The sequence below is a fragment of the Flavobacterium sp. 22659 genome (assembly GCF_052044235.1).
Lineage (GTDB): Bacteria > Bacteroidota > Bacteroidia > Flavobacteriales > Flavobacteriaceae > Flavobacterium > Flavobacterium johnsoniae.
This window is the reverse complement of sequence record NZ_JBQEMU010000006.1, coordinates 32,030-54,525: the sequence shown is the minus strand read 5'-3', so window position 1 is coordinate 54,525 and position 22,496 is coordinate 32,030. Positions and strand designations below refer to the sequence as shown.

Below are 22,496 nucleotides of genomic sequence, written 5' to 3'. Positions count from 1 at the left end.
CTACCTGCTTAATAAGTTTTTATAGACTACCTCTTTCAATAATGCCTCGCGGCGGGTTCTTGAAATTGGTAGTTCTTGTCCTTTTATAAATAATCGTCCGCCCGAAACAGAATCGATATGAGTGATGTTTACTAAAAATGATTTATGAATTCTAAAGAAAATCTCTGCCGGAAGTGTTTCTTCTAATGAAATCATGGTTTGATGAATTACAATGACTTTTTCTTTAAAATGAAGTTTAGCATAATTCTGCATTCCTTCAATATATAAAATATCTACCCAGGAAATTTTCTGAAATCCTTCTTCCTGACGCACATATAAAAATGGGTCTAATTGATTCTGCTTTGGAACGTGCATCATTTGATGCCATTGTCTGGCTTTTAAAGATGCCTGATAAAAGCGTTGAAACGTAATAGGTTTTAATAAATAATCTACAACCTGTAAACGATATCCGTCTAAAGCATGTTCTGAATAGGCAGTTGTAAAGATCACCAATGGCGGATTATCTAAGGATTCCAGAAACTCTAATCCGGTAAGATAAGGCATATTGATATCGAGAAACATCAAATCGATTTGCTTTTCCTGAAGATACGAAGTTGCTTCTAATGCCGAAGCACATGTACCCGCAGCTTCCAAAAAATCAATTTTAGAAATAAAATCTACGATTCCGTTTCTTGCGATAGGTTCATCGTCTATAACGAGGCATTTCATGTTCATAATATTGTTTTTGTTTCAGGTTTATTTTGTTTCAGGTTGAATGTTTATTTTTTTTTCACGCTCCCGATAGCTATCGGGATGGGAGATTTAGCAGATTTTTCTCTTTTTTTAATCCTTTTAATCCGTGTAATCTGTGGCTAAAAAATTTAACCGCAAAGGACGCAAAGAACACAAAGCATTAGATTAAAAATTCATGTTAATTCGTGCAATTAGCGACAAAAAAATCATTTTAAATCTAAAGTTACTGTAACCGTAAAATCAGAATCAGTTTTATTGATATTAAATTGATGTTTTTCCGGATATTGAATCGCTAATCTTTTCTTTACATTTTCAAGTCCTAATCCCTGACTTTTAGACGGAATTTTATATTGTTCTGTATACGAGTTTTCGATTCTAAAATTCAATTGCTGGTTTATCTGCTCGCACGATAAATGCACATATCCTTTTTGATTTGGAAGTCGGGACACGTGTTTAAAAGCATTTTCAATTAAAGGAACCAAAAGCAATGGCACGATTTGCAGCTGTCCGTCTTCAATATTCCATTTGCTTTTTACTTCCAGTTCATTTCCCCAGCGGGTTTCTTCAACAGCAATTAAATCTTTCAAGTATTTAATTTCAAGATGCAGCGGCACATATTCTTTGTTGCATTCATACAATTGATAACGCAGAATATCTGAAAACTGAACCAATAAAACAGACGCCAATTGTACATTACTCTGCATTAGAATATGAATATGATTCAAAATATTAAACATCAAATGCGGATTTATCTGATCCTGCAAAATCTTGATTTGTGCTTCAAGGTGAACTTGCTGCAATTGCGCATGATTTCTTTCGATAACATTATGCTCCTGATAAAACCGAAGTCCGCAGGCAGTACCGCAGATTAAAATCGCCGATGGAATATTGCCATAAAATCGTGACCACATAAAATGAAGAGACTCCACATCAGCTTCTCCTGGATATGCTTTCCTTCTCAAAACCGAATCAGAAAAAACAATATAAATTAATGACAGACAAAATGCCAAAAGCAGTACAACAATAACGCTTTGTACCGCAAACCAGCTCATTTTATTTTGTTTTAGTGCTTTGGGCAGTATAACATCACTTAAAATATGAGCTAAAACGGCAGAACAAAACAAAACTAAAACGGCCTGAATCGTGGCTGTCAAAAAATCGTAATCTTCGATCATCTGGGCCCAGATTGTCATCCCTAATAAGCTCCAGAAAAAGACTAAAAATATCCAATGCCTATTTTTATAATTTGCAACCATCTAAATAATTTATAAGATTTACATTCAAAATTAACCTATATATTTTAAACAAACAGCAAAGGAGCACAAACCACAATTGCTGTTAAAATTAGTTTGATGAACTACACTATTGTTTTGACCAACGGAATTTTTAAAGTTATCTAATGGAAAAACAATCCTTAAAATAAAAAAGTTCCGAAGGAGCGACATATTTTTCTGTACCTAAATATATGTCACTCCTCCGGAGCTTTATAATGCAAACGTTTATTCTTTGGTATAAATATTTTGCTTTTCTGAAGCTTACAAAAAACTATTCTTTTGCAAGCTGTTCTTTATAAAGCGCAAAATTGGCTTTTATCTTATCGTCCAGTTCCGGTTCTTTAATATCTGTGTACTGTTTCATTTCTTCCCAAATAATTTTGGCTACAATATAACGCGCCATATCTTTATCATCGGCTGGAACAATGTACCATGGCGCATGTTCTTTAGAAGTTTCATTTATAGCTTCTTCGTAATACTGCTGATATTCATCCCAATGCTCACGCTCTTTAAGATCACCGGGAGAGAATTTCCAATTGTGTTTTCCTTCTTCTAAACGGCGTAATAAACGCTGACGTTGTTCTTCTTTACTTAAGTTCAGAAAAAACTTCATGACAATAGTTCCGTTTTCGGCAATGTGCTTTTCGAAATTATTGATTTGTTCAATTCTGTTTTTCCAGAATTTAGGTTTAATATCGTCAACTGAATTAATTCCCGGTAAATTCTCTGCCAAAATATATTCCGGATGCACACGTGTTACCAATACATTCTCATAATGCGTGCGGTTAAAAATGGCAAACTTTCCTTTTTCCGGCAGGGCAATATAATGACGCCATAAATAATCGTGTTCCAGTTCTGAAGAATTTGGCGTTTTAAAACTATGCACCACAACCCCGCGCGGATTAAATTCTTTAAAAACTTCCCTGATTAAACTGTCTTTCCCGGAAGTATCCATTCCCTGCAGACAAATTAAAACAGCATATTTATTGTGTGCATACATTACATCCTGCAAATCACTCAATTTCGCCTGGACTTTGTCTAATTTTTCTTCTTTTTCATCAGCATCAGCATCGACTTTTAATAAAGTAGGAAGTTTACTTAATTTGATTTTGTCAGTAACTTTAAAATCTTTCGGATCTATTGATTTCATATTTTTCACATTTATATCATAAATATACTACTTTTACGAATTCTGTCAGCTATCGGCATCACTATTAGCTGCCTGTTTTTCAAAATAACATTCATGGAAAAATTTACATTAGAGATATTATTTCAAATCATCGGAATCGGTTCTGCATCAGGATTATTTTACAACAATGACGCTCTTTACATTATTGGCGACAACAGCGGATTTTTATACGAATACAACATGCAGAATCAGCAGTTGAATCAGCATGCTTTAATTGATAATCCAACGCAGAATATCCCAAAAAATCTAAAACCAGATTTTGAATCTTTAACACATCACAACGATACGCTTTATGTTTTTGGTTCCGGCTCTACCGAAAACCGAAACAAAATGATTGAGTTTGACATTAAAAATAAAAACGTTTTACAAAAAAACAATTTAGTCGATTTATATGCCGTAATGCAGAATTTCGGTTCAATAAAACCAGAAGATTTTAATCTGGAAGGAGCTGTCTTTGATGGTGAAAACTGGTATTTATTTAACCGCGGAAATGGCGTATCAAATAAAAACACCATTTTTACCATTCACGCCAAAAGTCTCGGTGATGAATTTGCTTTGGTTGCGACCAATTATAAACTTCCAAAAATAAAAGGCATTCGTTCCAGTTTTACCGATGCTGTTTTAGTCGAAGACAAAATCTATTTTCTTTCAACCGTCGAAAACACAAAATCAACTTATGATGATGGTGAAATTTTAGGAAGCTTTATTGGCAGAATTGATCTTAAAACGATGAAAATTGATTTTACTCAAAAAATTACTTCAACTAATAAATTTGAAGGTTTGACTTTCTATAAAAAAGAAAACAATAAAATCGAGTTTTTACTTTGCGAGGATAATGATACGGAATTGTTAGAAACCAAAATTTTCAAATTGACTCTTCTAATTAAATAAAATGTAACATTTTTCTTAAAATAACGTCTTTTATAACAAAACCAATAACCAATAATTATAAATTTATTTAAAAATAATGATCAAAAAAACCGCTTTCGCTCTTTTAGTTTTTATTACAAGTCAAGCTTCACAAGCCCAGTACAAATACCCTGCAACTCCTGAACGTCCTGTTGTAGAGGATTATTTTGGAACAAAAATCACAGATTCATACAGATGGCTTGAAGACATGAACAATCCTGAAGTTCAAAAATGGTTCAAAGACGAATCGGATTATACCAACTCTATTGTGAAAACAATTTCTGGACGTGATGCTCTTTTTAACAGAATGAAAGAAATTCAAGCTTTGAGTGGAGATCAATACGGAACTATTAGACAAGTTGGAGATATTTATTACTATACAAAAAATAAAAAGAAAGAAAACATATATAAATTGTATTTCCGTAAAAATAGAAACGGAGCTGAAATTTTATTATTAGATCCCAGCACAATAACTAAAGGTGCCACTATAACCAGTTTTAATATTAGTCCTGACAATAAAAAATTGGCTGTAACTATATCTGAAGATGGCGCAGAAGTTTGCGATCTTAAAATTATGGATCTTGAATCAAAAAAATTCCTTTCAGATAAACTTACACCTGTTTGGAGCGAATTCCCTTTTGAATTTACTCCAGACAGTAAAGCCATAACCTACACTCAAATGTTCACTAGAGATAATACAAGTGATGATTTTTTGAAGAACATGAAATCTCTTCTGCATGTAATTGGCACTGATCCCAAAACAGATAAAATACTTGCTTCAAAAGAAAACAATCCTGAGTTAGAAATTTTAGCGGCACAATTTCCTTCTGTTAAGCTTCCTGATGATTATTCGTATGTCATTTTGGATATTGGATCTACAAAAAATGAAGAATTTTCTTTTTATGCCCCGTTTTCAGAACTGGGAAAATCAAAAATTAATTGGAAACCATTAATAAAATATGAAGATGAAATAACTGACAGCCAAATTATTGGCGACAAAATATTTTTCCTTACTCATAAAAATACACCTAATTATAAACTAGCATATACAAGTCTAAAAAATCCAGATTTCAACAATCCAACGATTCTTGTTCCTGAAAGCAATAAAATAGTACGAAGATTAAGAAAGTCTAAAAACTTCATTTACTATAATTTGAGTGACGGAATCAATCAGGAAATTTTTCAACTTGATGCCAAAACTTTAGAAATCAAAAAAATTCCAATACCTGCAGGTTCTAATGCCGGATACCCACTAAGTCCGCGTTACAACGATGATCTGATGCTTTTTAACAACGGCTGGGTTACACCGTCAACAGATTATGATTATAACGGCTTAACAGGTAAATTAGAAAAAAGCAAAGAATTAACATCTAATGGTACATTCCCTGACTTTAGCAAAGATTATATTGTAAAAGAAATAGAAGTGCCAAGTCATGATGGAGTAATGGTGCCTTTATCTATAATTTATCCTAAAAACATCAAAATGGATGGTTCTACATCTTGCTTTATTACAGGATATGGTGCCTATGGAATTAGCCAATATCCATATTTTGTCGGCCCTAGTTTAATGACTTTATTAGAGCAGCATACTATTGTAGCTTTTACCCACATAAGAGGCGGAGGTGAAAAAGGCAATCAATGGCATGTAGACGGAATGAAAGCTAAAAAACCAAATACATGGAAAGACTTTATTGCCTGTTCTGAATATTTGATAAAAGAAAAATATACTTCTAAAGAAAAACTTATTGGAAATGGAGTAAGTATGGGAGGTGTATTGATTGGAAGAGCAATTACCGAACGCCCTGATCTTTACAAAGTGGCACTTGTAGAAGTAGGCTGTACAAACACCTTAAGAATGGAAACTACTCCTAATGGTCCAAACCAAATACCTGAAATTGGCTCTCTAAAAAATGAAGAAGATGTAAAACATATATTAGAAATGGATTCACAAAGCAAGGTAAAGAAAGGAGTAAAATATCCTGCAGTTTTAATTCGCACCGGTATTAACGATCCTAGAGTTACCCCTTGGGAGCCTGGTAAATTTGCAGCTATTTTACAAAATTCCAGCAGCTCTGATAATCCGGTTTTACTGCATGTTAATTATGCCAATGGTCATCATTCTAATGATTTGGATGTTACCTTTGGAGATGAAGCCGACATGTATGCCTTTGCATTGTGGCAGGTTGGAAATACAAAATTTCAAATTAAACCATAACTTTTAAATTTTTGCTTTTTTTATAAGATTTTATAAATGCTTGCGAAGACGTGCTGTAGTGCGTCTTCGCAAAATAATAAATAAAAAAATTAAACTTTTTTTCATCTGCGTCCCAACCTTTTTATCTTTTTAGCACTCTTTATAATTAAAGACCAAAATTGTGATAAACGAAACTCTAATTTCTAACTGCAAAAAAATGAACCGTGATGCCCAGCGTCAGGTTTATGAGCACATGGCTCCAAAATTGTATCGCGTCTGCAAACGATACCTAAAGAAAGAAGAAGAAATCGAAGAGGCTCTAGCCGATGCTTTCTATACCATATTTACAAAATTAGATCAGCTTAAGGAAGAAAAAGCCTTTGAAGCCTGGGCCAGAAAAATTGCCGTTAATTACTGTTTGGCATCAATCAAGAAAAACACAAACTTCAATATGTATCTTGATGATGTTAAGGTTCTTTCGCAGCCTTTTACAGAAGAAATGAACGCATTAGAAGAAGAAGATTTACTCAATTTATTAAACCATATTCCAGACGGCTGTAAAACTGTTTTTAACCTTTTTGTTATTGAAGGTTACGGGCATAAAGAAATTGCAGCTATGCTTAACATTTCTGAAGGCACTTCAAAATCACAATTGAATGCCTCAAAAACCAAGCTGAAGGAATTAGTAAATAAATTGTATTATCAAAAAGCAAAATAGTCATGGACAATCAAGATAAAATATTCAACAGATTTAAGGAAGCTGCAGATAATGCAGAAACCAAAGATTTTCCGGGAATGGAAAAAGTCTGGTCGCGCGTTGAAGAAAAACTCGACAGAAAAGAAGACAGAAAAACCATTTCACTTTGGAAAAAAATTGCGGTTGCGGCTTCTCTATTATTAGTAATCTCTTTAGGTTACCAATTTTTAAAAACCGATGAAAAAGCCATTATCGAAACGCCAAAAGTTGTAGTTACCGAAGATGATAAACCAACAACAGAAGGCCCTTCTTTTGAAGAAAACAAAGCAGTAGTTTCTTCAGATTCGCAATTGGTTCCAAAAGAAGAAGCTGTTAAAATTTTGGACAAACAAATTAAACAGCAAGAAAAAGTAGCGGTTCAGGAAGTACAAGCAGCACCAAATACAGTTTTAGCTCCGCCTGTTGTAACTGAAAGAGCAAATTATGATGCTATAATGGCAGTACCTTCTCCAGTTCGCGCAGAAGAAGAAGCGAAAGACGAAGAAATTATGCTTTCAAAATCTAAAGTGCAGACAGAACCTGGTTTTGGTTATGCTAAAAAAGCGGCAAAAGAATCTTTTAGTTCTTCTGCCGAAAAAGCAGCGCAATCGCCTAGAAAAAGTGCTCCATTAGTTGTACTGAACGGAAATGCAATTTCTCACACCGATGATGTAAAAAGAGATAGAATGATGCAGAGAGAACTTCCTAATCTGGAACCTTCAAATGTTGAGTCTCTTGTTATATTAGATGATCCGCTTTATATTATTGACGGAATATATTATTCAGAAAATGATTTATTCGGGAAAAATCCAACAAGTCCGTATGCTCCACTAAACGAGCAGGAAATTAAAACCATAACAATTCTACAGGATCTGGAAGCCACAGAAAAATATGGCGAAAAAGGAAAAAAAGGAGTTGTCATTATTACTACAAAAACAGGAAAACCGGCTCAGAAAAAATAGCCAAAACAGTAAATCTTTGTCAAAGTTTTGAGCTTTGGTAAAGAAAAAAAATCCGAACATTAATTTAAAACTTACTATCATGAAAAGTCTAAAACTTATTTCATCAGCCATTGCTATGCTTATATGTTTCGTAACAATGGCGCAGCAAAGAACCATTACAGGAACTGTTACAGATGAAAATTCAATTGCGCTTCCGGGAGTTAATGTCTACATTCAAAAAACAAAAACAGCTGCCACAACCGATTTTGACGGCAAATACAGCATTCAGGCTCAAAAAGGAGATATTCTTGTTTTTAGTTATGTTGGAATGAACACGCAAACCGTTACGGTACAAGATTCTAATATCATCAATATTACACTAAAAGAAAGTGGGAATCAGCTGCAAGAAGTTGTTACAGTGGGTTATGGGACTTCAAAATCCAGAAAGAAAATGGTAAAAGAATCCCGAATGATGGCACAAGGAAAAGTCTCAAGTTTACAAATCTCATCAAACAGCCAATATACTCCGGCTCCGAATGTTTCTATGCCAGCTTCTGAATCTGCTGCGCCTAAAAACGAACCAATGTATATCGTAGATGGAGTTCCTATAAAAGCAGATCAAATGGCTAAAATTAATCCGAATGATATTGACGATGTAAAAGTTTTAAAAGATGAATCGGCTGCTTCAATTTACGGAAACAAAGCTGCAAATGGTGCCGTTATTATTGCAACAAAAAAAGGACTTTATAAAAATCTTTCGGAGCAGGAATTAGATAAAAAACTAAATATTATCAGACCAAATCCAACTCTGCCAACTCAGGAAGATTATGATACTTTTGTAGAAAATGCTTTCGAAAGCCCTAAAACGGCCCCGCTTTCTACTTTTTCTATTGATGTAGATAATGCTTCTTACACCAACATCAGACGTTTTTTAAACAGCGGACAAGAAGTTCCGAAAGATGCTGTTCGTGTAGAAGAAATGGTAAACTTTTTTAAATACAATTATCCGCAGCCAAAAAATGAACATCCGTTTTCTATTAATACAGAATACAGCGATTCGCCTTGGAACTCACAAAATAAGATTCTAAAAATTGGTTTACAGGGAAAAAACATTCCAACAAACGATCTTCCTTCATCAAATCTTGTTTTCTTAATCGATGTTTCGGGTTCAATGGAAGACATGAACAAACTGCCTCTGCTAAAACAATCCATGAAAATATTGGTAAATGAATTACGCCCAACCGACAAAGTATCTATCGTAGTATATGCAGGTGCAGCAGGTATGGTTCTGTCTCCAACATCTGGAAATGAGAAAAAAAAAATAATTAAAGCTCTTGATCAATTAGAAGCCGGAGGAAGTACTGCCGGAGGTGCAGGAATTGAACTTGCTTATAAAATTGCCACAGAAAATTTCATTAAAGGCGGTAATAATCGTGTAATTCTGGCAACCGACGGAGATTTTAACGTAGGAAGTTCTTCTAATTCTGACATGGAAAAACTAATCGAAGAAAAAAGAAAAACTGGTGTTTTCTTAACTTGTTTAGGCTATGGAATGGGAAATTACAAAGACAGCAAAATGGAAATCCTCGCTGATAAAGGAAACGGAAATTATGCTTATATCGATAACATTCAGGAAGCCAATCGTTTTTTAGGAAAAGAATTTAAAGGCTCTATGTTTGCGATTGCAAAAGATGTAAAAATCCAGATTGAATTTAATCCAAAACAAGTTCAGGCGTATCGATTGATTGGTTATGAAAACAGAAAACTTCGTCCGGAAGATTTTAAAAATGATGCTATTGATGCAGGAGAATTAGGAAGTAATCATACGGTTACGGCTTTGTATGAAATTATTCCGGCTGGTGTAAAAAGCGATTTTTTAAATATACAGCCAGATGATTTAAAATACACTAAAACCGAAACCAATTCTGCCAATTACAGCAATGAACTTGCGACAATAAAATTCCGTTATAAAAAACCTGACGGTGACAAAAGCATCGAAATGGTTCAGATAATCAATACCAAATCGATTAGTTTAGACCAAGCAAGTGATGACTTTAAATTCAGCACAGCCGTGGCTTGGTTTGGGTTAAAATTAAGAGATTCAAAATTAATTACTGATAAATCTTCAGAGAGTATTGCCGAATTGGCGCAACAAGGAATGTCATTCGACAAAGGCGGTTACAAAGCTGAATTTATTCGTCTTGTCGAAACTTCTGACCGATACAATTAATAAATATTTTATTACATTTGCGCTTTATTCGAAACACTAATTTTTTACAAACGTATGAACCCAATTTTAAGCCAAAATCTATTTTTAGTTAAAGAACACATCGGAATGTTTAAAGCCGCAAACAACTATGATATTTATGATCCAGAAACGAATCAAATTATAATGAACTGCCGAGAAAATAATCTTGGTTTCTTTACTAAAATATTTCGTTTTACAGATTATAAAAGAGCAACGCCTTTTGACATTGAAATTACAACGGCTTCTGGCGAGAAATTAATTTCTGTAAAAAGAGGAGTTGCCATTTTTCGCTCAACAGTTGAAGTTTTTGACGAGAAAAACAGATTGCTTGGAACCTTCAAACAAAAGTTCTTTTCTATTGGCGGTAAATTTGACATCTTAGATAAAAATGAAAGACCGGCTGCAACATTACAGGGAAAATGGACCGGCTGGGATTTTAAATTCTCGCATGAAAACAAACAGCTTGCTCAGGTAAGCAAAAAATGGGCAGGATTAGGTAAAGAGTTTTTTACAAGTGCAGATAATTATGTATTAAAAATTGAAGAAAACGTACCATCAGATAGTCCGCTTAGACAATTAATCCTTGCAGCCGTAATGTGTATCGACATGGTTCTAAAGGAATAAGAAAGTTGTTAAACTTAGATTAAGAAAACATAAGAAAGCATCATTTTAGCTGGCAAAAGTTTTATTTTTGTTATACTTAAAATGATGCTTTCTGCATTTCTAAAAAACAAATCATGACAGACTTAAAAAATAAAAATGCGTTTATTACAGGCGCCGGAAAAGGAATTGGAAAAGCAGTTGCAATTGCTTTAGCAAAAGAAGGTGTAAATGTAATTTTAGTTTCGAGAACGCAGGCCGATGTTGATCAGCTGGCAGCAGAAACCAATAAATTAGGCGTAAAATCTTTGGCATTATCTGCTGACGTTTCTGATATCAATTCTATCAATTCAGCTGTTGAAAAAGCTTTAGCCGAATTTAAACATATCGACATTTTAATTAACAGTGCCGGGATTGCTTCTTTTGGAAAATTTTTAGAATTAGAACCTGCCGAATTCGAAAAAATTATTCAGGTTAATTTAATGGGAACGTATTATACAACACGTGCTATTATTCCGAATATGATTGAAAGACAAACCGGTGATATTATCAACATTTCATCAACTGCAGGTTTAAACGGAAACGCTTTAACAAGTGCGTACAGTGCTTCAAAATTTGCTGTTTTAGGTTTAACGGATTCTTTAATGCAGGAAATGAGAAAACACAATATTCGTGTTACCGCTTTAACACCAAGTACAGTTGCGACAGATATGGCAAAAGACTTAAAGTTAACCGATGGAAATCCTGAAAAAGTGATGCAGTCTGAAGATATGGCAGATTTAATTATTGCTCAGTTAAAATTAAACCGCAGAGTGTTTATTAAAAACAGCAGTATTTGGTCTACAAATCCTTAAAACCATTTTCTACGCTTTGTATAAGTTTAAAACTTTGACAAAGTTCTTAACAGCCTTTAACATAAAATCAAATGGAACAATATTTAAGACAATTAATTGCTATAGAATTTCAGGATAAAAAAGAAATTTTTACCGGTTTTCTTATTGATTATTCTGATGATTGGATTTTACTTCGAAACAATCCTGTTGATTATATTTTGGACGGTTATGTAATTTTGAGAAACAAGAACATTGAAGCCGTACACAGAGATCAGGATTTGGCTTTCACCGAAAAAGTAATCCGTTTAAAAGGTTTAAAAACAAATGCCGAAGATATTATTCCAATCCGGGATTTAAGTTCTATTTTAAGCTTTATAAATAATAAGCATGGAATTTTTCAGATTTCTAAAAAGTCTGCAAAATCAGCTTATTTAGGAAAATTAATTTCTTTGACAGATGAAGAACTTTTAATCGATTTTCTGGATACAAGAGGCCAGTTTGGGGGAGAATTGAGTTTTAATCCTGAGAAAATCAGAGTTATTGAATTTGATACGGATTATATAAATTCTTTGAAATTAGTGATTACCGAAAATCCGAAATAGTTATAAAATAAAAAGCCCTTATTAGAAAGGGCTTTTTTTATGCTTTTAGTTTTTGCGAGGAACGAAGCAATCTCATTATCTATTGCTTTAAACCTCAAGCTTACTCATTTTAGTGTGGTTGCTTCGTTCCTCGCAATGACAAACTAGATGTATATTTTTTTAAGCTTCTGCTAATTTATTTAGAAACTCCATACGAACACTTCCGTCTTCATCAATCTTTGTTAAATTGATTTCGTGTAGGGTATTAATCAATTCTGGATTCCAAGGTGTTTTTACTTTAACGTAGTTTTCAGTAAAACCATGAATATATCCTTCTTTATTTTCACTTTCAAAAAGTACGGTTCTGTTTGTTCCTAACTGACTTTCATAAAAAGCACGGCGTTTTTTAACTGATAAACCTCGCAGCATTTTACTGCGTTTTGCCCTTACATTTGAAGGAACAACTCCAGGCATATCTACAGCTTCTGTATTATCTCTTTCTGAATAGGTAAAAACGTGTAAATAAGAAATATCCAACTCGTTTAAAAAATGATACGTTTCTAAGAAATGCTCATCTGTTTCTCCCGGAAAACCAACAATTACATCTACACCAATACAAGCATGGGGCATAACTTCGCGAATTTTATTTACCCGGTCAATATATACTTCACGCAGATAACGGCGTTTCATTAATTTTAAAATATCATTGCTTCCTGATTGTAACGGAATATGAAAATGCGGTACAAAAGTTCGGCTTTTTGAAACAAAATCTATTGTTTCATTTTTCAATAAATTAGGTTCGATAGAGGAAATACGAAGACGCTCAATTCCATCAACTTTATCCAAAGCCTGAACTAAATCAAGAAAAGTATGTTCGTGTTTTTTATTTCCAAACTCCCCTTTTCCGTAATCTCCAATATTTACTCCGGTTAAAACAATTTCTCTAATATTTTGAGCAGAGATTTCTTTAGCATTTTTTAGAACATTTTCTAAAGCATCACTTCTTGAAATTCCACGAGCCAGCGGAATTGTACAATAGGTACATTTATAATCACATCCATCCTGAACTTTCAGGAAAGCGCGTGTACGATCGCCAATAGAATAGCTCCCTACATAAAAATCAGCTTCGGCAATTTCGCATGAATGAACTTCACCCATATCGTTTTTGCTCAAATCGTGAATATAATCTGTGATTTTAAATTTTTCTGTAGCTCCCAAAACCAAATCGACACCGTCTACAGCAGCTAATTCTTCTGGTTTCAGCTGAGCATAACAGCCTACTGCTGCTACGAAGGCCTTTTCATTTAATTTCATTGCCTTTTTTACAACCTGCTTAAATTGTTTATCAGCATTCTCTGTAACAGAGCAGGTATTAATAACATAAATATCGGCAACTTCCTCAAAATCGACGCGGTCAAAACCTTCGTCATTAAAATTTCTGGCGATTGTTGAAGTCTCTGAAAAATTCAGTTTACAACCCAGAGTGTAAAAGGCAACTTTTTTTCTATTTTCCATAATTTTCTTAAATTAATGAAATCGTTGTCAAAAAATTTAAGGCTGCAAATTTACAAACAAAATTGGTAAAAGAAAACCAATTAAGGCACTTCGTTTCAACAATTTGCATTATTGATTAAAATATTCAAATAAAAACGCTGTATAGTATGATATCTTATTTTGATAAGACAATATTTTTCACGATCTTTATCTCTACAATTCGATAAGAATAAAATGACAAAAACATCGATTAAGTGCAAATTTTATCGATTAAATGCATTTTTTGTAGATTTAAATTCAAAAAATCTTACATTTACCTTTGTCTAAATTCTAGTGCTGAATTTATTCGGTTTTGAGAATTTTAGATGGTTTTGATTAATTTAATAATAAATCGAACATAACAATTTTGAATTTTACTCGTTATGTTGTTGTTTTGTGTTACAAAATGAAATGGGAAAGCCGAAAACCAAAGAGAGTAGGCAAAATTAAAATACAAATACCACGCTTTATGAAAGCATTTTTACCCACAATCTGCTTGATGTTCTTAACCGTTTTTAGTTCGCAAGCGCAAACTACTAATGCCCCAGTTGCAAATCCATTTCCTTCTATCAGCACTTTAACAACTTGGGCAAGTTTAAATTCGCAGCAGCAATTTGATGTTGCTATTCGTGCAGTTGGATTTAAATTTGAAGTAAAAGAACCAGGTGAAGGATCTACAGCCTATACTTACATTCGTAAAGTAACTGTAAACGAAGTAAATTATACTGATAGAATTGTTTACAGAATTACAAACAACAACTCAGCAAGTATCATTTCATTAGTAACTGCTTCTACAGATTTAGTAAGTTTATATACACCGCAATTGGCTACTTTTAAAAACAACAATTGTAAAACTGAAATGTCTAAAGATAAAAACACAACTTGCAGCTGTTACGAAAGTGCAAATTTTGCAATCGATCTTTGCGACGAGCGTGTAAAACTTACAATGGGTGACGGAAACAAGTATTTTGTTTCTGTAGCAAAAAAATAATTAAAGAAACTACGTTTTCCAAATCTTTGCAGGTTTTATAAGCTTACAAAGATTTGGAACGCATTTCTTTTAAAATCTTATAAGTTTGGATTTTTGATTTCGTACCAGACTTCGATTTCTCCTTCATGTTCAAAAGAGTTTACGTAACGTAAGCCTAGTTTCTCGAGAATTTTTCTTGAATTTTCGTTACCTGCGTCCGCATATGCATAAAGTGCATCAACTTTCATTTCATTAAAAGCATAATTAACAAAAGCTTTTCCGGCTTCTGTTGCATATCCTTTTCCCCAATGTTTTTCAATCAAACGGTAACCAATTTCATAAAAGTTAGTATGTCCGTTAATTTCATCAGTAATAAACTTTATTCCTGACCAGCCCAAAAATTCATTAGTTTCTTTAAGAATAACAGCCCAGCGTCCTGTTCCAAAATCTTTATATTGTTTTTGAACAAAATGAATGTATTCAATACTTTGTTCAATATTTTTTACAGGATTATTTCCAACGAATAAATGCACATTTGGATTTGAATCTAATTCAAACATTCCATCAACATCAGAAAGAAGTAATTCCCGCAATAGTAAACGCTCAGTTTCAATTGGATTTTTCATCAAAATTTAATTTAAAATATATTTCTGTACTACTTCTGCCACTCCGTCATTATTATTTGAAGCCACAATTAAATCAGCCTTATCGCGTAATTCCGGCGTTACATTATCAACCCAAACACCAAGTCCGGCATATTCTATCATTGTCAGGTCATTTCCTGCATTACCAACAGCAATAATTTCGCTTTGAAGCACTCCAAGTTTTTGTGCCAAAAGTTTTAAGCTTGCCGCTTTATCAATGCCTTGCTGTGCAGCTTCCAGAAAAAAGGGTTTAGACATTGAAACACTTAAATGGGGCATTGTTGATTTTAAATCTTTTTCAACTTCTTTTAAATAAGCCGGATTTTCTAATAAAATACATTTTACAGCCGGTCTGTCAACATAATCTTTAAAACCAGCCACTTTGCGATGCACCATTCCGGTAATTTCTTTCTCAACTTCTATATACTCAGAATCTGTTTCGCTTATAATTTCATTATCTAAATAAGTAATAATATGCGTTTTCATTTTAACACTGTAATCGTACAATGCATGAATTTGTTCTATAGTAAGTTTTTGTTCAAACAAAACCAAATCGTCTTTAACACGGCTGATAATTGCTCCGTTAAACGAAATCATATAGGAATCGTTTAAATCTAATTCCAGTTCTTTGGCATAAACCGTCATTGCCGAAGTCGGGCGTCCGGATGCCAAAACAACATGAACTCCTTTTGCCTGAGCTTCTAATAAAACTTTTTTATTTAAATCAGAAATTTTGTGGTCGTCTGTCAACAAGGTATCATCCATGTCGAGAACTAACATTTTATATTGCATTTTTTTTAGTTTTCAGTCGCAGTTTACAGTCACAGCATCAGTAATTACTGAAAACTGCGGCTGTAAACTGAAAACTCTTAAAGACTCATTCTAAACTCTTCAATAACCGGATTTGCTTTTGCAAAATCTGTTTCCTGAATAAAAACCTCAACAGCCAGATCTGTACCGCCGAAACCTCCTAAACGAGCCGATTGAATATTATCTTTTTTTACTGTTTCTACTCCAGCTTCTTCTAATCTTTCCTGAAGAGCAATTGCAAGTATTTCACTTCCTGAATACACTTTCATTAATCCCATGGCATTTATTTTTTTTATAATTATTTAATTTATTCTAATATGATTTTTAACTGATTTTGAAAATCTTCATTCTCATTTACTCCAATATGCCCTTGATTTTTTAAAGGATAAAAATTTATTTTTGACTTTAAAAGCTCTTTTAATCTAACTGAATTATTAAAAGGAATTAATTGATCATCTGTTCCGTGAAAAATATAAATTGGAGCTTTTACTTCTGGAAGATAAACATTAGTTTCTAAACTAAACTTTTTCATAAAATCCGGAAAAAATGGAACTCGTGAACTTGACAGCTCTAAAAAATTATAATAGGGAGCCTGAAGTATTAAAGCTTTAGGTTTGTTCTCTACAGCTAGTTTTACAGCAAACCCAGACCCAATAGAATATCCGGCAATTATAATTTTATCTTTTGAATATCTTTTAGAAATTGAGTTGTAAACGATCGAAATATCTTTTGATAATTGTTCTTCATCTTCAATTTTACCCTCACTTTTTCCAAAACTTCTGTAATCAAGAATAAAAATGTCATAACCTAAAGAAGTATATCTTTTTGCAATGCTTCCCCAAGTTTCAAGTGTTCCAGCGTTTCCGTGTAAATAAAAAACAAGTCCTTTCGATTTTTCAGCTTTAAATAAAAGCCCGTTTAAATTTACGCCGTCAAACGATGTAATATTAATTTCTTCAAACTTTTGCTGATATCCAAATTTATAATCTTTAGGCAGTCTTGAACTATGAAAAACCAGTTCAACCTGATTAAAATAGACATAGGAAATTATTAAAATATAAATTACCAGAAAAAAACACAAAAGCGCAATAATCAAAAATTTAAATGTTTTAATAATTTCCATTAATCGAATTATAAAATTTCAAACTGCCTCTATTTCCTTTGGTATTCGTAAGTCACATTATAGGCACTTCCGGCCCAGAAGAATAACAAAAGAGCACCGCTGTTATCAGAAGCTTCATTTACTAAAAGATTGCCATTTTTATTTAGGCCTATTCTTCTTTTATTGTTTTCGCATCCGCCAAAAAGATACGGAATGTGGCGGCATTTCAAGAATTTGTTATCCAGATAAAACATTCCTTTTTTATATTTACCTGAAAGCACAGTATCTATAATAATCTCCGAATTTTCATGGATTTTTATAGACAATAAATTTTCGTTTTGAAATTTAAGATCGATTGAGCGATTGTTGTTTTCACTCTTCTTAAATATATTCTTTTTAAAACTGGAATTTGGCGTTACCATAAATTGGTAAACGTTATTTCTGACTAGTGAATCCGGAACTTTATTTTCTGAATCAAGTTCTTCCGGCTTGTCGTTCAGATATTTTACAATTGGATTTAGTGTATAACTTCCTTCTAGTTTAGAAATATCTTCTCTTTTTAAATTCTGCAGTACATTACTAAATTTCTTTTTTGAAAAACTGGCACAACTTAAAAAACTAGTTGTAATAAACATTGTAAGCAAAAAATATAAAAAATGTTTTCTCATTCGATGTTTATTACAATTTCAAGTTTCTCTAAATATTATTCTTCTTCCTCAATATCGTCGTCTTCTTCGTCAAGTTCTTCCTCGCCTTCTTCATCCATATCAAATAAATAAGGCTCTACAAGCATTTTATCTGCCAATATTTCGATACGCTCTGACAATGTTTCAGCAAAAATTAAACGCTGCGTTTTAGCAATACTGTTTGAAATACGCATGATCTTGGTTTCATGACGCAGTTTTAAAATAGGATCAGCATCATCTAAGATAAACATTCTTAAACGATTTACGTTATAACCAGCCGTTGAAAACATTTCGCTTAATTTATTTGGCGTTCCAATTAAAACATCGATTCCAGTAGAAACATAATTTTTATCGTAATCCATATCACCTTTATCATGCACGCCATAAACTTCGAGATTGGTATATTTTCCGTATTTCTCAAAAAGTTCTTCCATTTCAAGCACCTTTTCTTTGTCTTCAACAATAATCAAAGCACGAGGCGATTCTTCATTTTTTCCAGCTAACTGCTGAATAACATTCAGGACAATTGTAGTGGTTTTTCCGCTTTTTTCAGGAGAAATAATTATACAATCGGCGCCGCTTTTTATGGTCGAAAAAGTTTCCATCTGCAAAACATTTGCTTCTGTTAAACCATTTTCAATTAATCCGTCTTGTAATTTCTCGTTTATCTTTTTTAGTTTCATTTTTTTATGCTTTAAGCTTTAAGCTGTAGGCTATAAGCGAAAATTATTTAGTTTCTATAAAAGCTTAAAGCCTAAAGCTTACAGCCTAAAACGCGAAGCACTTATTTGCTTGCGAACATTTTCACGTCATTTTCGGAGATTTCACTGCCTCCTAAAATGATTAATCTTTCTACCACATTTCGCAGTTCACGAATATTTCCGGTCCAATCATATTCCTGCAGTAATTGTATAGCCTGCGCCGAAAATCCTTTAACCGCATTTCCTTGTTCTGATGCAATTTTCTCTGCAAAATGCGAAATTAAAGCTGGAATATCATCACGTCTTTCATTCAAAGGCGGTACTTTAATTAAAATTACTGCCAGACGGTGGTATAAATCTTCACGGAAACGACCTTCGGCAATTTCTGTTTTTAAATCTTTATTAGTTGCCGCAACAACACGAACATCAACTTTAATATCTTTATCGGCACCAACTCTTGTAATCATACTTTCCTGCAAGGCGCGTAAAACTTTGGCTTGCGCCGAAAGACTCATATCACCAATTTCATCTAAGAAAATAGTTCCTTTATCTGCAGCCTCAAACTTTCCGGCACGATCTTTCACTGCCGATGTAAAAGCACCTTTTACGTGTCCGAATAACTCACTTTCAATCAACTCACTCGGAATTGCTGCACAGTTTACTTCAATTAAAGGAAAACCAGAACGCTCACTTTTTTCGTGTAATTGGTGTGCTACTAATTCTTTTCCGGTTCCGTTTGGTCCCGTGATTAAAACTCTGGCTTCTGTTGGGGCTACTTTGTCAATCATTACTTTTATATGATTGATTGATTCGCTCTCACCAATCATTTCGTAATTTTTGCTGACTTTTTTCTTTAGAATTTTATTTTCAACTACTAATTGTTTTTTATCTAAAGCATTACGGACAGTATTCAATAAACGATTCAAATCCGGCGGTTTCGAAATATAATCAAAAGCTCCTAAACGCATAGTCTGGATCGCAGTTTCCATATCGCCGTGACCCGATATCATGACCATAGGAATTTCCGGCTTTATCTTTTTTGCTTCTTCTAAAACCTCAACACCGTCCATTTTTGGCATTTTGATATCGCACAAAACCAAATCATAATCGTTGTTTTTTATTTTTTCAAGTCCTGCAGCCCCATCTTCGGCTTCATCTACCTGATAGGAATCATTTTCTTCTGATAAAATTTTTACCAAAACTCTTCTAATCGCTGCTTCGTCTTCGATAATTAGTATTTTACTCATTTTTTTTGAGGTTCTAAGGTTCTGAGCTGCTAAGGTTCTGAGTTTTTTTTATTTTAAGCAGCTAAAGAAAACCTTAGCGACTTAGTTCCTTAGAACCTTAGCAGCTTTTAAAAAATTAATATTTAAGCCACTTATACAATTCCTTCCATGTTGGTTTTTTGCCGTACATTAAAATACCTACCCGGTAAATTTTAGCTGCGAACCATACAACAAGGAAAAATGAAGCAAACAATAATGATACCGAAATTGCAATTTGCCACCACGGCACGCCAAACGGTATACGCATTAACATAACTATTGGCGAGGTTAACGGAATCATCGAAAACACAACTGCAATAGTTCCGTGCGGATCGTTTACTACAGTAAAAAATCCGATGTAAACACTTAGTATCAGCGGCATTAAAATTGGTAATAAAAACTGCTGTGAATCTGTTTGATTATCAACTGCTGCTCCAATTGCGGCATAGAATGAACTGTATAGAAAATATCCTCCAATAAAATAAATTACAAAACCAATTATAATGCTTGCTATTGGCAGATTCCATAATTCTGCAATATACATTTGCGCAGAACCTGAAAATTGATGCTGAGCCGTTTGCATCATTTCTGGTGAAATTCTTGCCGTTGGCCCTACATTTACGCCAAAAAATGCCGAAGCTGCAAACATTAATCCCAAACCAATAATAGCCCAAATCATAAACTGTAAAATTCCGGCCAGCGAAGTTCCTACAATTTTACCAATCATTAACTGAAATGGTTTTACTGATGAAATAATGATCTCGATAATTCTATTTGTTTTTTCTTCGATTACGCTTCGCATTACCATATTTCCGTAAATGATAATAAACATCATAATCAAGTATCCAAATGCACCGCCAATTCCAATTTTAATTTCGTTTAATCCTTTTAGACTTTCTTCTCCGGAAGCTTTAACCAAGTGAATATTAACATTTGACTGTGCTTTTTGAATTGCCAGCGTATCTAGTTTAGCTTCTTCGAGATTTAGTTTTGTAATTTTATTTCCAATGATATCCTGTGTGTTCTCGATAAAAGAAATACTTGGGCTGTTATTAGAAATAAATTCAATTTTACTTTCTAAATCTTTTTTATCATTTGTTTTTGGGATAACAATTAAACCGCTGAAATTTTCTTTTGTAATACTGTCTTTTAAAGCTTTTACTTCAATTTCAGATAAATTATAATATTTAAACTCTGAACTGTTTTTGTTTTCTTTCAAAAAATCGGCAGCAAAAAGTCCAGTTTCATCATGAATCGCTATTCGTTTCGTTTCGGCTTTCATTGAACTTAAATAGCCGATAAAAACAGCAATAGCTACAAATAAAAGCGGACTCAAAAAAGTCATGACAACAAAAGATTTATTGCGGACTTTGGCAATAAATTCTCTTTTTATAATTAATGAAATAATACTCATTTCTTGATTTTAGATTTTAGATTGTTGACTTTAGATTTTTAAATTTCAGGATTAATTCTGAAATCTATCCTGAGGCTTCGGGACTGAAATCTAAACTTTATTTTCTGTAACTGTCTGGATAAAAATATCGTTAATGCTTGGAATTTTTTCCACGAAATGTGTTACTTGTCCGCGCTGCGTCAAAACATTTAATAATTCGTTTGGTGAAGCATTTCCTATTTGAATATTCAATTTTAAATCATCATTTAAAGATTTAAAACTCGCAGGAGAAACAGTAAATTTTTGTGTAATGTCATACATCAAACCTTCAACATTATTTGTCAGGATTCCCACTTCAAAACTGTTCGTTCTAAATTGACGTTTTACATCAACAACTTTTCCTTCAATTAATTTATTTGATTTGTGGATTAAGGCAATGTTTTCACAAAGCTCTTCTACGCTTTCCATTCGGTGCGTAGAAAAAATTATAGTAGAGCCTTGTTCTTTTAATGCCAGAATTTCATCTTTAATAACATTGGCATTTACAGGATCAAATCCAGAAAAAGGCTCATCTAAAATAAGCAGTTTTGGTTTGTGCAAAACACAAACTACAAACTGAATTTTTTGCGCCATTCCTTTAGAAAGTTCCTGGATTTTTTTGTTCCACCAGCCTTGAATTCCTAAACGGTCAAACCAATAATCCAATTGTTTTTTGGCTTCGGTTTTAGAAAGTCCTTTCATTTGAGCAAGATATAAACATTGCTCCCCTACTTTCATTGAACTGTACAAACCTCTTTCTTCCGGCAGATAACCAATTGTCTGCACGTGTTTGGGATGTAATTTTTCTCCATCTAAAATTATCTCACCGCTATCCGGAAGTGTAATTTGATTTATGATTCGAATAAGGGATGTTTTTCCAGCTCCATTTGGACCTAAAAGTCCATATATACTGCCTTTTGGCACATTTAATGAAACTTCGTTAAGCGCTACATAATCGCCATATTGTTTTACGACTTTATGTACTTCTAGTAAGTTGCTCATTTTATTTTTTAGGTTTTCTTTTAGCGGCTTTTTTTATTTTAGCCAACAATCTGTAAAAGTAAATAATTCATAGCGAATCTGCATTATAATACACAAAAAACCCATTCTATTTGT

General features: G+C 33.3%; 22 protein-coding genes. 9 read left to right on the top strand and 13 right to left on the bottom strand.

Annotated features, from left to right (window positions below; all coding sequences use genetic code 11):
* From ACTJIW_RS08385 to ACTJIW_RS08375, 3 genes are all read right to left on the bottom strand, one after another.
* Entirely contained in the window at nt 1-714 is a 714-nt protein-coding gene (locus tag ACTJIW_RS08385; protein WP_440715236.1) for a LytR/AlgR family response regulator transcription factor, read from the bottom strand.
* A 224-nt stretch (nt 715-938) separates the two neighbouring features.
* Nucleotides 939-1,925, bottom strand: a complete 987-nt coding sequence (locus tag ACTJIW_RS08380) for a sensor histidine kinase (RefSeq protein ID WP_440715237.1) — start codon at nt 1,923-1,925, stop codon at nt 939-941.
* 352 nt (nt 1,926-2,277) lie between these two features.
* Nucleotides 2,278-3,156 carry a PPK2 family polyphosphate kinase gene (locus ACTJIW_RS08375; RefSeq protein WP_073408773.1) on the bottom strand — a complete coding sequence of 293 codons (879 nt, stop codon included), beginning with the start codon at nt 3,154-3,156 and terminating at the stop codon, nt 2,278-2,280.
* A gap of 93 nt (nt 3,157-3,249) precedes the next feature.
* Between ACTJIW_RS08375 and ACTJIW_RS08370 the strand changes: the two genes are divergently transcribed.
* The 8 genes from ACTJIW_RS08370 to ACTJIW_RS08335 all read left to right on the top strand — a co-directional run bounded on the left by ACTJIW_RS08370 (nt 3,250) and on the right by ACTJIW_RS08335 (nt 12,258).
* On the top strand, nt 3,250-4,086 hold the full coding sequence (locus ACTJIW_RS08370; RefSeq protein WP_440715238.1) for a DUF6929 family protein: 837 nt from the start codon (nt 3,250-3,252) through the stop codon (nt 4,084-4,086).
* Between the two features lie 76 nt (nt 4,087-4,162).
* Nucleotides 4,163-6,319: a prolyl oligopeptidase family serine peptidase gene (locus ACTJIW_RS08365; protein ID WP_440715239.1), complete on the top strand. Its 2,157-nt coding sequence runs from the start codon at nt 4,163-4,165 to the stop codon at nt 6,317-6,319.
* 196 nt (nt 6,320-6,515) lie between these two features.
* Nucleotides 6,516-7,016, top strand: a complete 501-nt coding sequence (locus tag ACTJIW_RS08360) for an RNA polymerase sigma factor (protein WP_012026995.1) — start codon at nt 6,516-6,518, stop codon at nt 7,014-7,016.
* Nucleotides 7,017-7,018: 2 nt separating this feature from the next.
* Nucleotides 7,019-7,996: a hypothetical protein gene (locus ACTJIW_RS08355; RefSeq protein ID WP_440715240.1), complete on the top strand. Its 978-nt coding sequence runs from the start codon at nt 7,019-7,021 to the stop codon at nt 7,994-7,996.
* Between the two features lie 79 nt (nt 7,997-8,075).
* On the top strand, nt 8,076-10,205 hold the full coding sequence (locus ACTJIW_RS08350; RefSeq protein WP_440715241.1) for a YfbK domain-containing protein: 2,130 nt from the start codon (nt 8,076-8,078) through the stop codon (nt 10,203-10,205).
* A gap of 54 nt (nt 10,206-10,259) precedes the next feature.
* Nucleotides 10,260-10,847 carry an LURP-one-related/scramblase family protein gene (locus ACTJIW_RS08345; RefSeq protein WP_440715242.1) on the top strand — a complete coding sequence of 196 codons (588 nt, stop codon included), beginning with the start codon at nt 10,260-10,262 and terminating at the stop codon, nt 10,845-10,847.
* A 113-nt stretch (nt 10,848-10,960) separates the two neighbouring features.
* The gene (locus ACTJIW_RS08340; RefSeq protein WP_440715243.1) at nt 10,961-11,677 is read left to right on the top strand and encodes a 3-ketoacyl-ACP reductase; all 717 of its coding nucleotides are present in this window, start codon (nt 10,961-10,963) and stop codon (nt 11,675-11,677) included.
* A gap of 71 nt (nt 11,678-11,748) precedes the next feature.
* Complete coding sequence (locus tag ACTJIW_RS08335; protein WP_012027000.1) at nt 11,749-12,258, top strand: hypothetical protein; 510 nt, start codon at nt 11,749-11,751, stop codon at nt 12,256-12,258.
* Nucleotides 12,259-12,417: 159 nt separating this feature from the next.
* On the opposite strand, the gene mtaB is transcribed toward ACTJIW_RS08335, so the two are convergent.
* Nucleotides 12,418-13,752: a tRNA (N(6)-L-threonylcarbamoyladenosine(37)-C(2))-methylthiotransferase MtaB gene (mtaB, locus tag ACTJIW_RS08330; RefSeq protein ID WP_012027001.1), complete on the bottom strand. Its 1,335-nt coding sequence runs from the start codon at nt 13,750-13,752 to the stop codon at nt 12,418-12,420.
* A 487-nt stretch (nt 13,753-14,239) separates the two neighbouring features.
* Between mtaB and ACTJIW_RS08325 the strand changes: the two genes are divergently transcribed.
* The gene (locus tag ACTJIW_RS08325) at nt 14,240-14,761 is read left to right on the top strand and encodes a hypothetical protein (protein WP_044048609.1); all 522 of its coding nucleotides are present in this window, start codon (nt 14,240-14,242) and stop codon (nt 14,759-14,761) included.
* A 77-nt stretch (nt 14,762-14,838) separates the two neighbouring features.
* Here the strand turns inward: ACTJIW_RS08325 and ACTJIW_RS08320 are convergent, their stop codons facing one another.
* The 9 genes from ACTJIW_RS08320 to ACTJIW_RS08280 all read right to left on the bottom strand — a co-directional run bounded on the left by ACTJIW_RS08320 (nt 14,839) and on the right by ACTJIW_RS08280 (nt 22,382).
* Nucleotides 14,839-15,366, bottom strand: a complete 528-nt coding sequence (locus tag ACTJIW_RS08320; RefSeq protein WP_440715244.1) for a GNAT family N-acetyltransferase — start codon at nt 15,364-15,366, stop codon at nt 14,839-14,841.
* Nucleotides 15,367-15,372: 6 nt separating this feature from the next.
* Nucleotides 15,373-16,176 carry a Cof-type HAD-IIB family hydrolase gene (locus ACTJIW_RS08315; RefSeq protein WP_440715245.1) on the bottom strand — a complete coding sequence of 268 codons (804 nt, stop codon included), beginning with the start codon at nt 16,174-16,176 and terminating at the stop codon, nt 15,373-15,375.
* 77 nt (nt 16,177-16,253) lie between these two features.
* Nucleotides 16,254-16,472, bottom strand: coding sequence for a putative signal transducing protein (locus ACTJIW_RS08310; RefSeq protein ID WP_012027005.1), 219 nt, complete (start codon nt 16,470-16,472; stop codon nt 16,254-16,256).
* A gap of 29 nt (nt 16,473-16,501) precedes the next feature.
* On the bottom strand, nt 16,502-17,317 hold the full coding sequence (locus ACTJIW_RS08305; RefSeq protein WP_274251178.1) for an alpha/beta hydrolase: 816 nt from the start codon (nt 17,315-17,317) through the stop codon (nt 16,502-16,504).
* A gap of 29 nt (nt 17,318-17,346) precedes the next feature.
* Complete coding sequence (locus tag ACTJIW_RS08300) at nt 17,347-17,931, bottom strand: hypothetical protein (RefSeq protein ID WP_274251179.1); 585 nt, start codon at nt 17,929-17,931, stop codon at nt 17,347-17,349.
* Nucleotides 17,932-17,999: 68 nt separating this feature from the next.
* A complete protein-coding gene (locus ACTJIW_RS08295) occupies nt 18,000-18,665 on the bottom strand; it encodes a DEAD/DEAH box helicase (protein ID WP_073408783.1) in 666 nt (221 codons plus the stop codon).
* A gap of 101 nt (nt 18,666-18,766) precedes the next feature.
* The gene (locus ACTJIW_RS08290; RefSeq protein WP_012027009.1) at nt 18,767-19,930 is read right to left on the bottom strand and encodes a sigma-54-dependent transcriptional regulator; all 1,164 of its coding nucleotides are present in this window, start codon (nt 19,928-19,930) and stop codon (nt 18,767-18,769) included.
* 115 nt (nt 19,931-20,045) lie between these two features.
* Nucleotides 20,046-21,362, bottom strand: coding sequence for an ABC transporter permease (locus ACTJIW_RS08285; RefSeq protein ID WP_274251180.1), 1,317 nt, complete (start codon nt 21,360-21,362; stop codon nt 20,046-20,048).
* 90 nt (nt 21,363-21,452) lie between these two features.
* Nucleotides 21,453-22,382: an ABC transporter ATP-binding protein gene (locus tag ACTJIW_RS08280; RefSeq protein ID WP_440715247.1), complete on the bottom strand. Its 930-nt coding sequence runs from the start codon at nt 22,380-22,382 to the stop codon at nt 21,453-21,455.
* Nucleotides 22,383-22,496 lie beyond the last annotated feature (114 nt).

Bases quoted from the DNA above. Each gene is read 5' to 3' on its own strand.
- ACTJIW_RS08345 (WP_440715242.1), top strand. From the start codon at position 10,260: ATGAACCCAATTTTAAGCCAAAATCTATTTTTAGTTAAAGAACACATC.
- ACTJIW_RS08375 (WP_073408773.1), bottom strand. From the start codon at position 3,156: ATGAAATCAATAGATCCGAAAGATTTTAAAGTTACTGACAAAATCAAA.
- ACTJIW_RS08315 (WP_440715245.1), bottom strand. From the start codon at position 16,176: ATGCAATATAAAATGTTAGTTCTCGACATGGATGATACCTTGTTGACA.
- mtaB (WP_012027001.1), bottom strand. From the start codon at position 13,752: ATGGAAAATAGAAAAAAAGTTGCCTTTTACACTCTGGGTTGTAAACTG.
- ACTJIW_RS08350 (WP_440715241.1), top strand. From the start codon at position 8,076: ATGAAAAGTCTAAAACTTATTTCATCAGCCATTGCTATGCTTATATGT.
- ACTJIW_RS08325 (WP_044048609.1), top strand. From the start codon at position 14,240: ATGAAAGCATTTTTACCCACAATCTGCTTGATGTTCTTAACCGTTTTT.
- ACTJIW_RS08335 (WP_012027000.1), top strand. From the start codon at position 11,749: ATGGAACAATATTTAAGACAATTAATTGCTATAGAATTTCAGGATAAA.
- ACTJIW_RS08370 (WP_440715238.1), top strand. From the start codon at position 3,250: ATGGAAAAATTTACATTAGAGATATTATTTCAAATCATCGGAATCGGT.
- ACTJIW_RS08290 (WP_012027009.1), bottom strand. From the start codon at position 19,930: ATGAGTAAAATACTAATTATCGAAGACGAAGCAGCGATTAGAAGAGTT.
- ACTJIW_RS08320 (WP_440715244.1), bottom strand. From the start codon at position 15,366: ATGAAAAATCCAATTGAAACTGAGCGTTTACTATTGCGGGAATTACTT.
- ACTJIW_RS08355 (WP_440715240.1), top strand. From the start codon at position 7,019: ATGGACAATCAAGATAAAATATTCAACAGATTTAAGGAAGCTGCAGAT.
- ACTJIW_RS08310 (WP_012027005.1), bottom strand. From the start codon at position 16,472: ATGGGATTAATGAAAGTGTATTCAGGAAGTGAAATACTTGCAATTGCT.
- ACTJIW_RS08365 (WP_440715239.1), top strand. From the start codon at position 4,163: ATGATCAAAAAAACCGCTTTCGCTCTTTTAGTTTTTATTACAAGTCAA.
- ACTJIW_RS08300 (WP_274251179.1), bottom strand. From the start codon at position 17,931: ATGTTTATTACAACTAGTTTTTTAAGTTGTGCCAGTTTTTCAAAAAAG.
- ACTJIW_RS08340 (WP_440715243.1), top strand. From the start codon at position 10,961: ATGACAGACTTAAAAAATAAAAATGCGTTTATTACAGGCGCCGGAAAA.
- ACTJIW_RS08360 (WP_012026995.1), top strand. From the start codon at position 6,516: ATGAACCGTGATGCCCAGCGTCAGGTTTATGAGCACATGGCTCCAAAA.
- ACTJIW_RS08280 (WP_440715247.1), bottom strand. From the start codon at position 22,382: ATGAGCAACTTACTAGAAGTACATAAAGTCGTAAAACAATATGGCGAT.
- ACTJIW_RS08285 (WP_274251180.1), bottom strand. From the start codon at position 21,362: ATGAGTATTATTTCATTAATTATAAAAAGAGAATTTATTGCCAAAGTC.
- ACTJIW_RS08305 (WP_274251178.1), bottom strand. From the start codon at position 17,317: ATGGAAATTATTAAAACATTTAAATTTTTGATTATTGCGCTTTTGTGT.
- ACTJIW_RS08385 (WP_440715236.1), bottom strand. From the start codon at position 714: ATGAACATGAAATGCCTCGTTATAGACGATGAACCTATCGCAAGAAAC.
- ACTJIW_RS08295 (WP_073408783.1), bottom strand. From the start codon at position 18,665: ATGAAACTAAAAAAGATAAACGAGAAATTACAAGACGGATTAATTGAA.
- ACTJIW_RS08380 (WP_440715237.1), bottom strand. From the start codon at position 1,925: ATGACAATCTGGGCCCAGATGATCGAAGATTACGATTTTTTGACAGCC.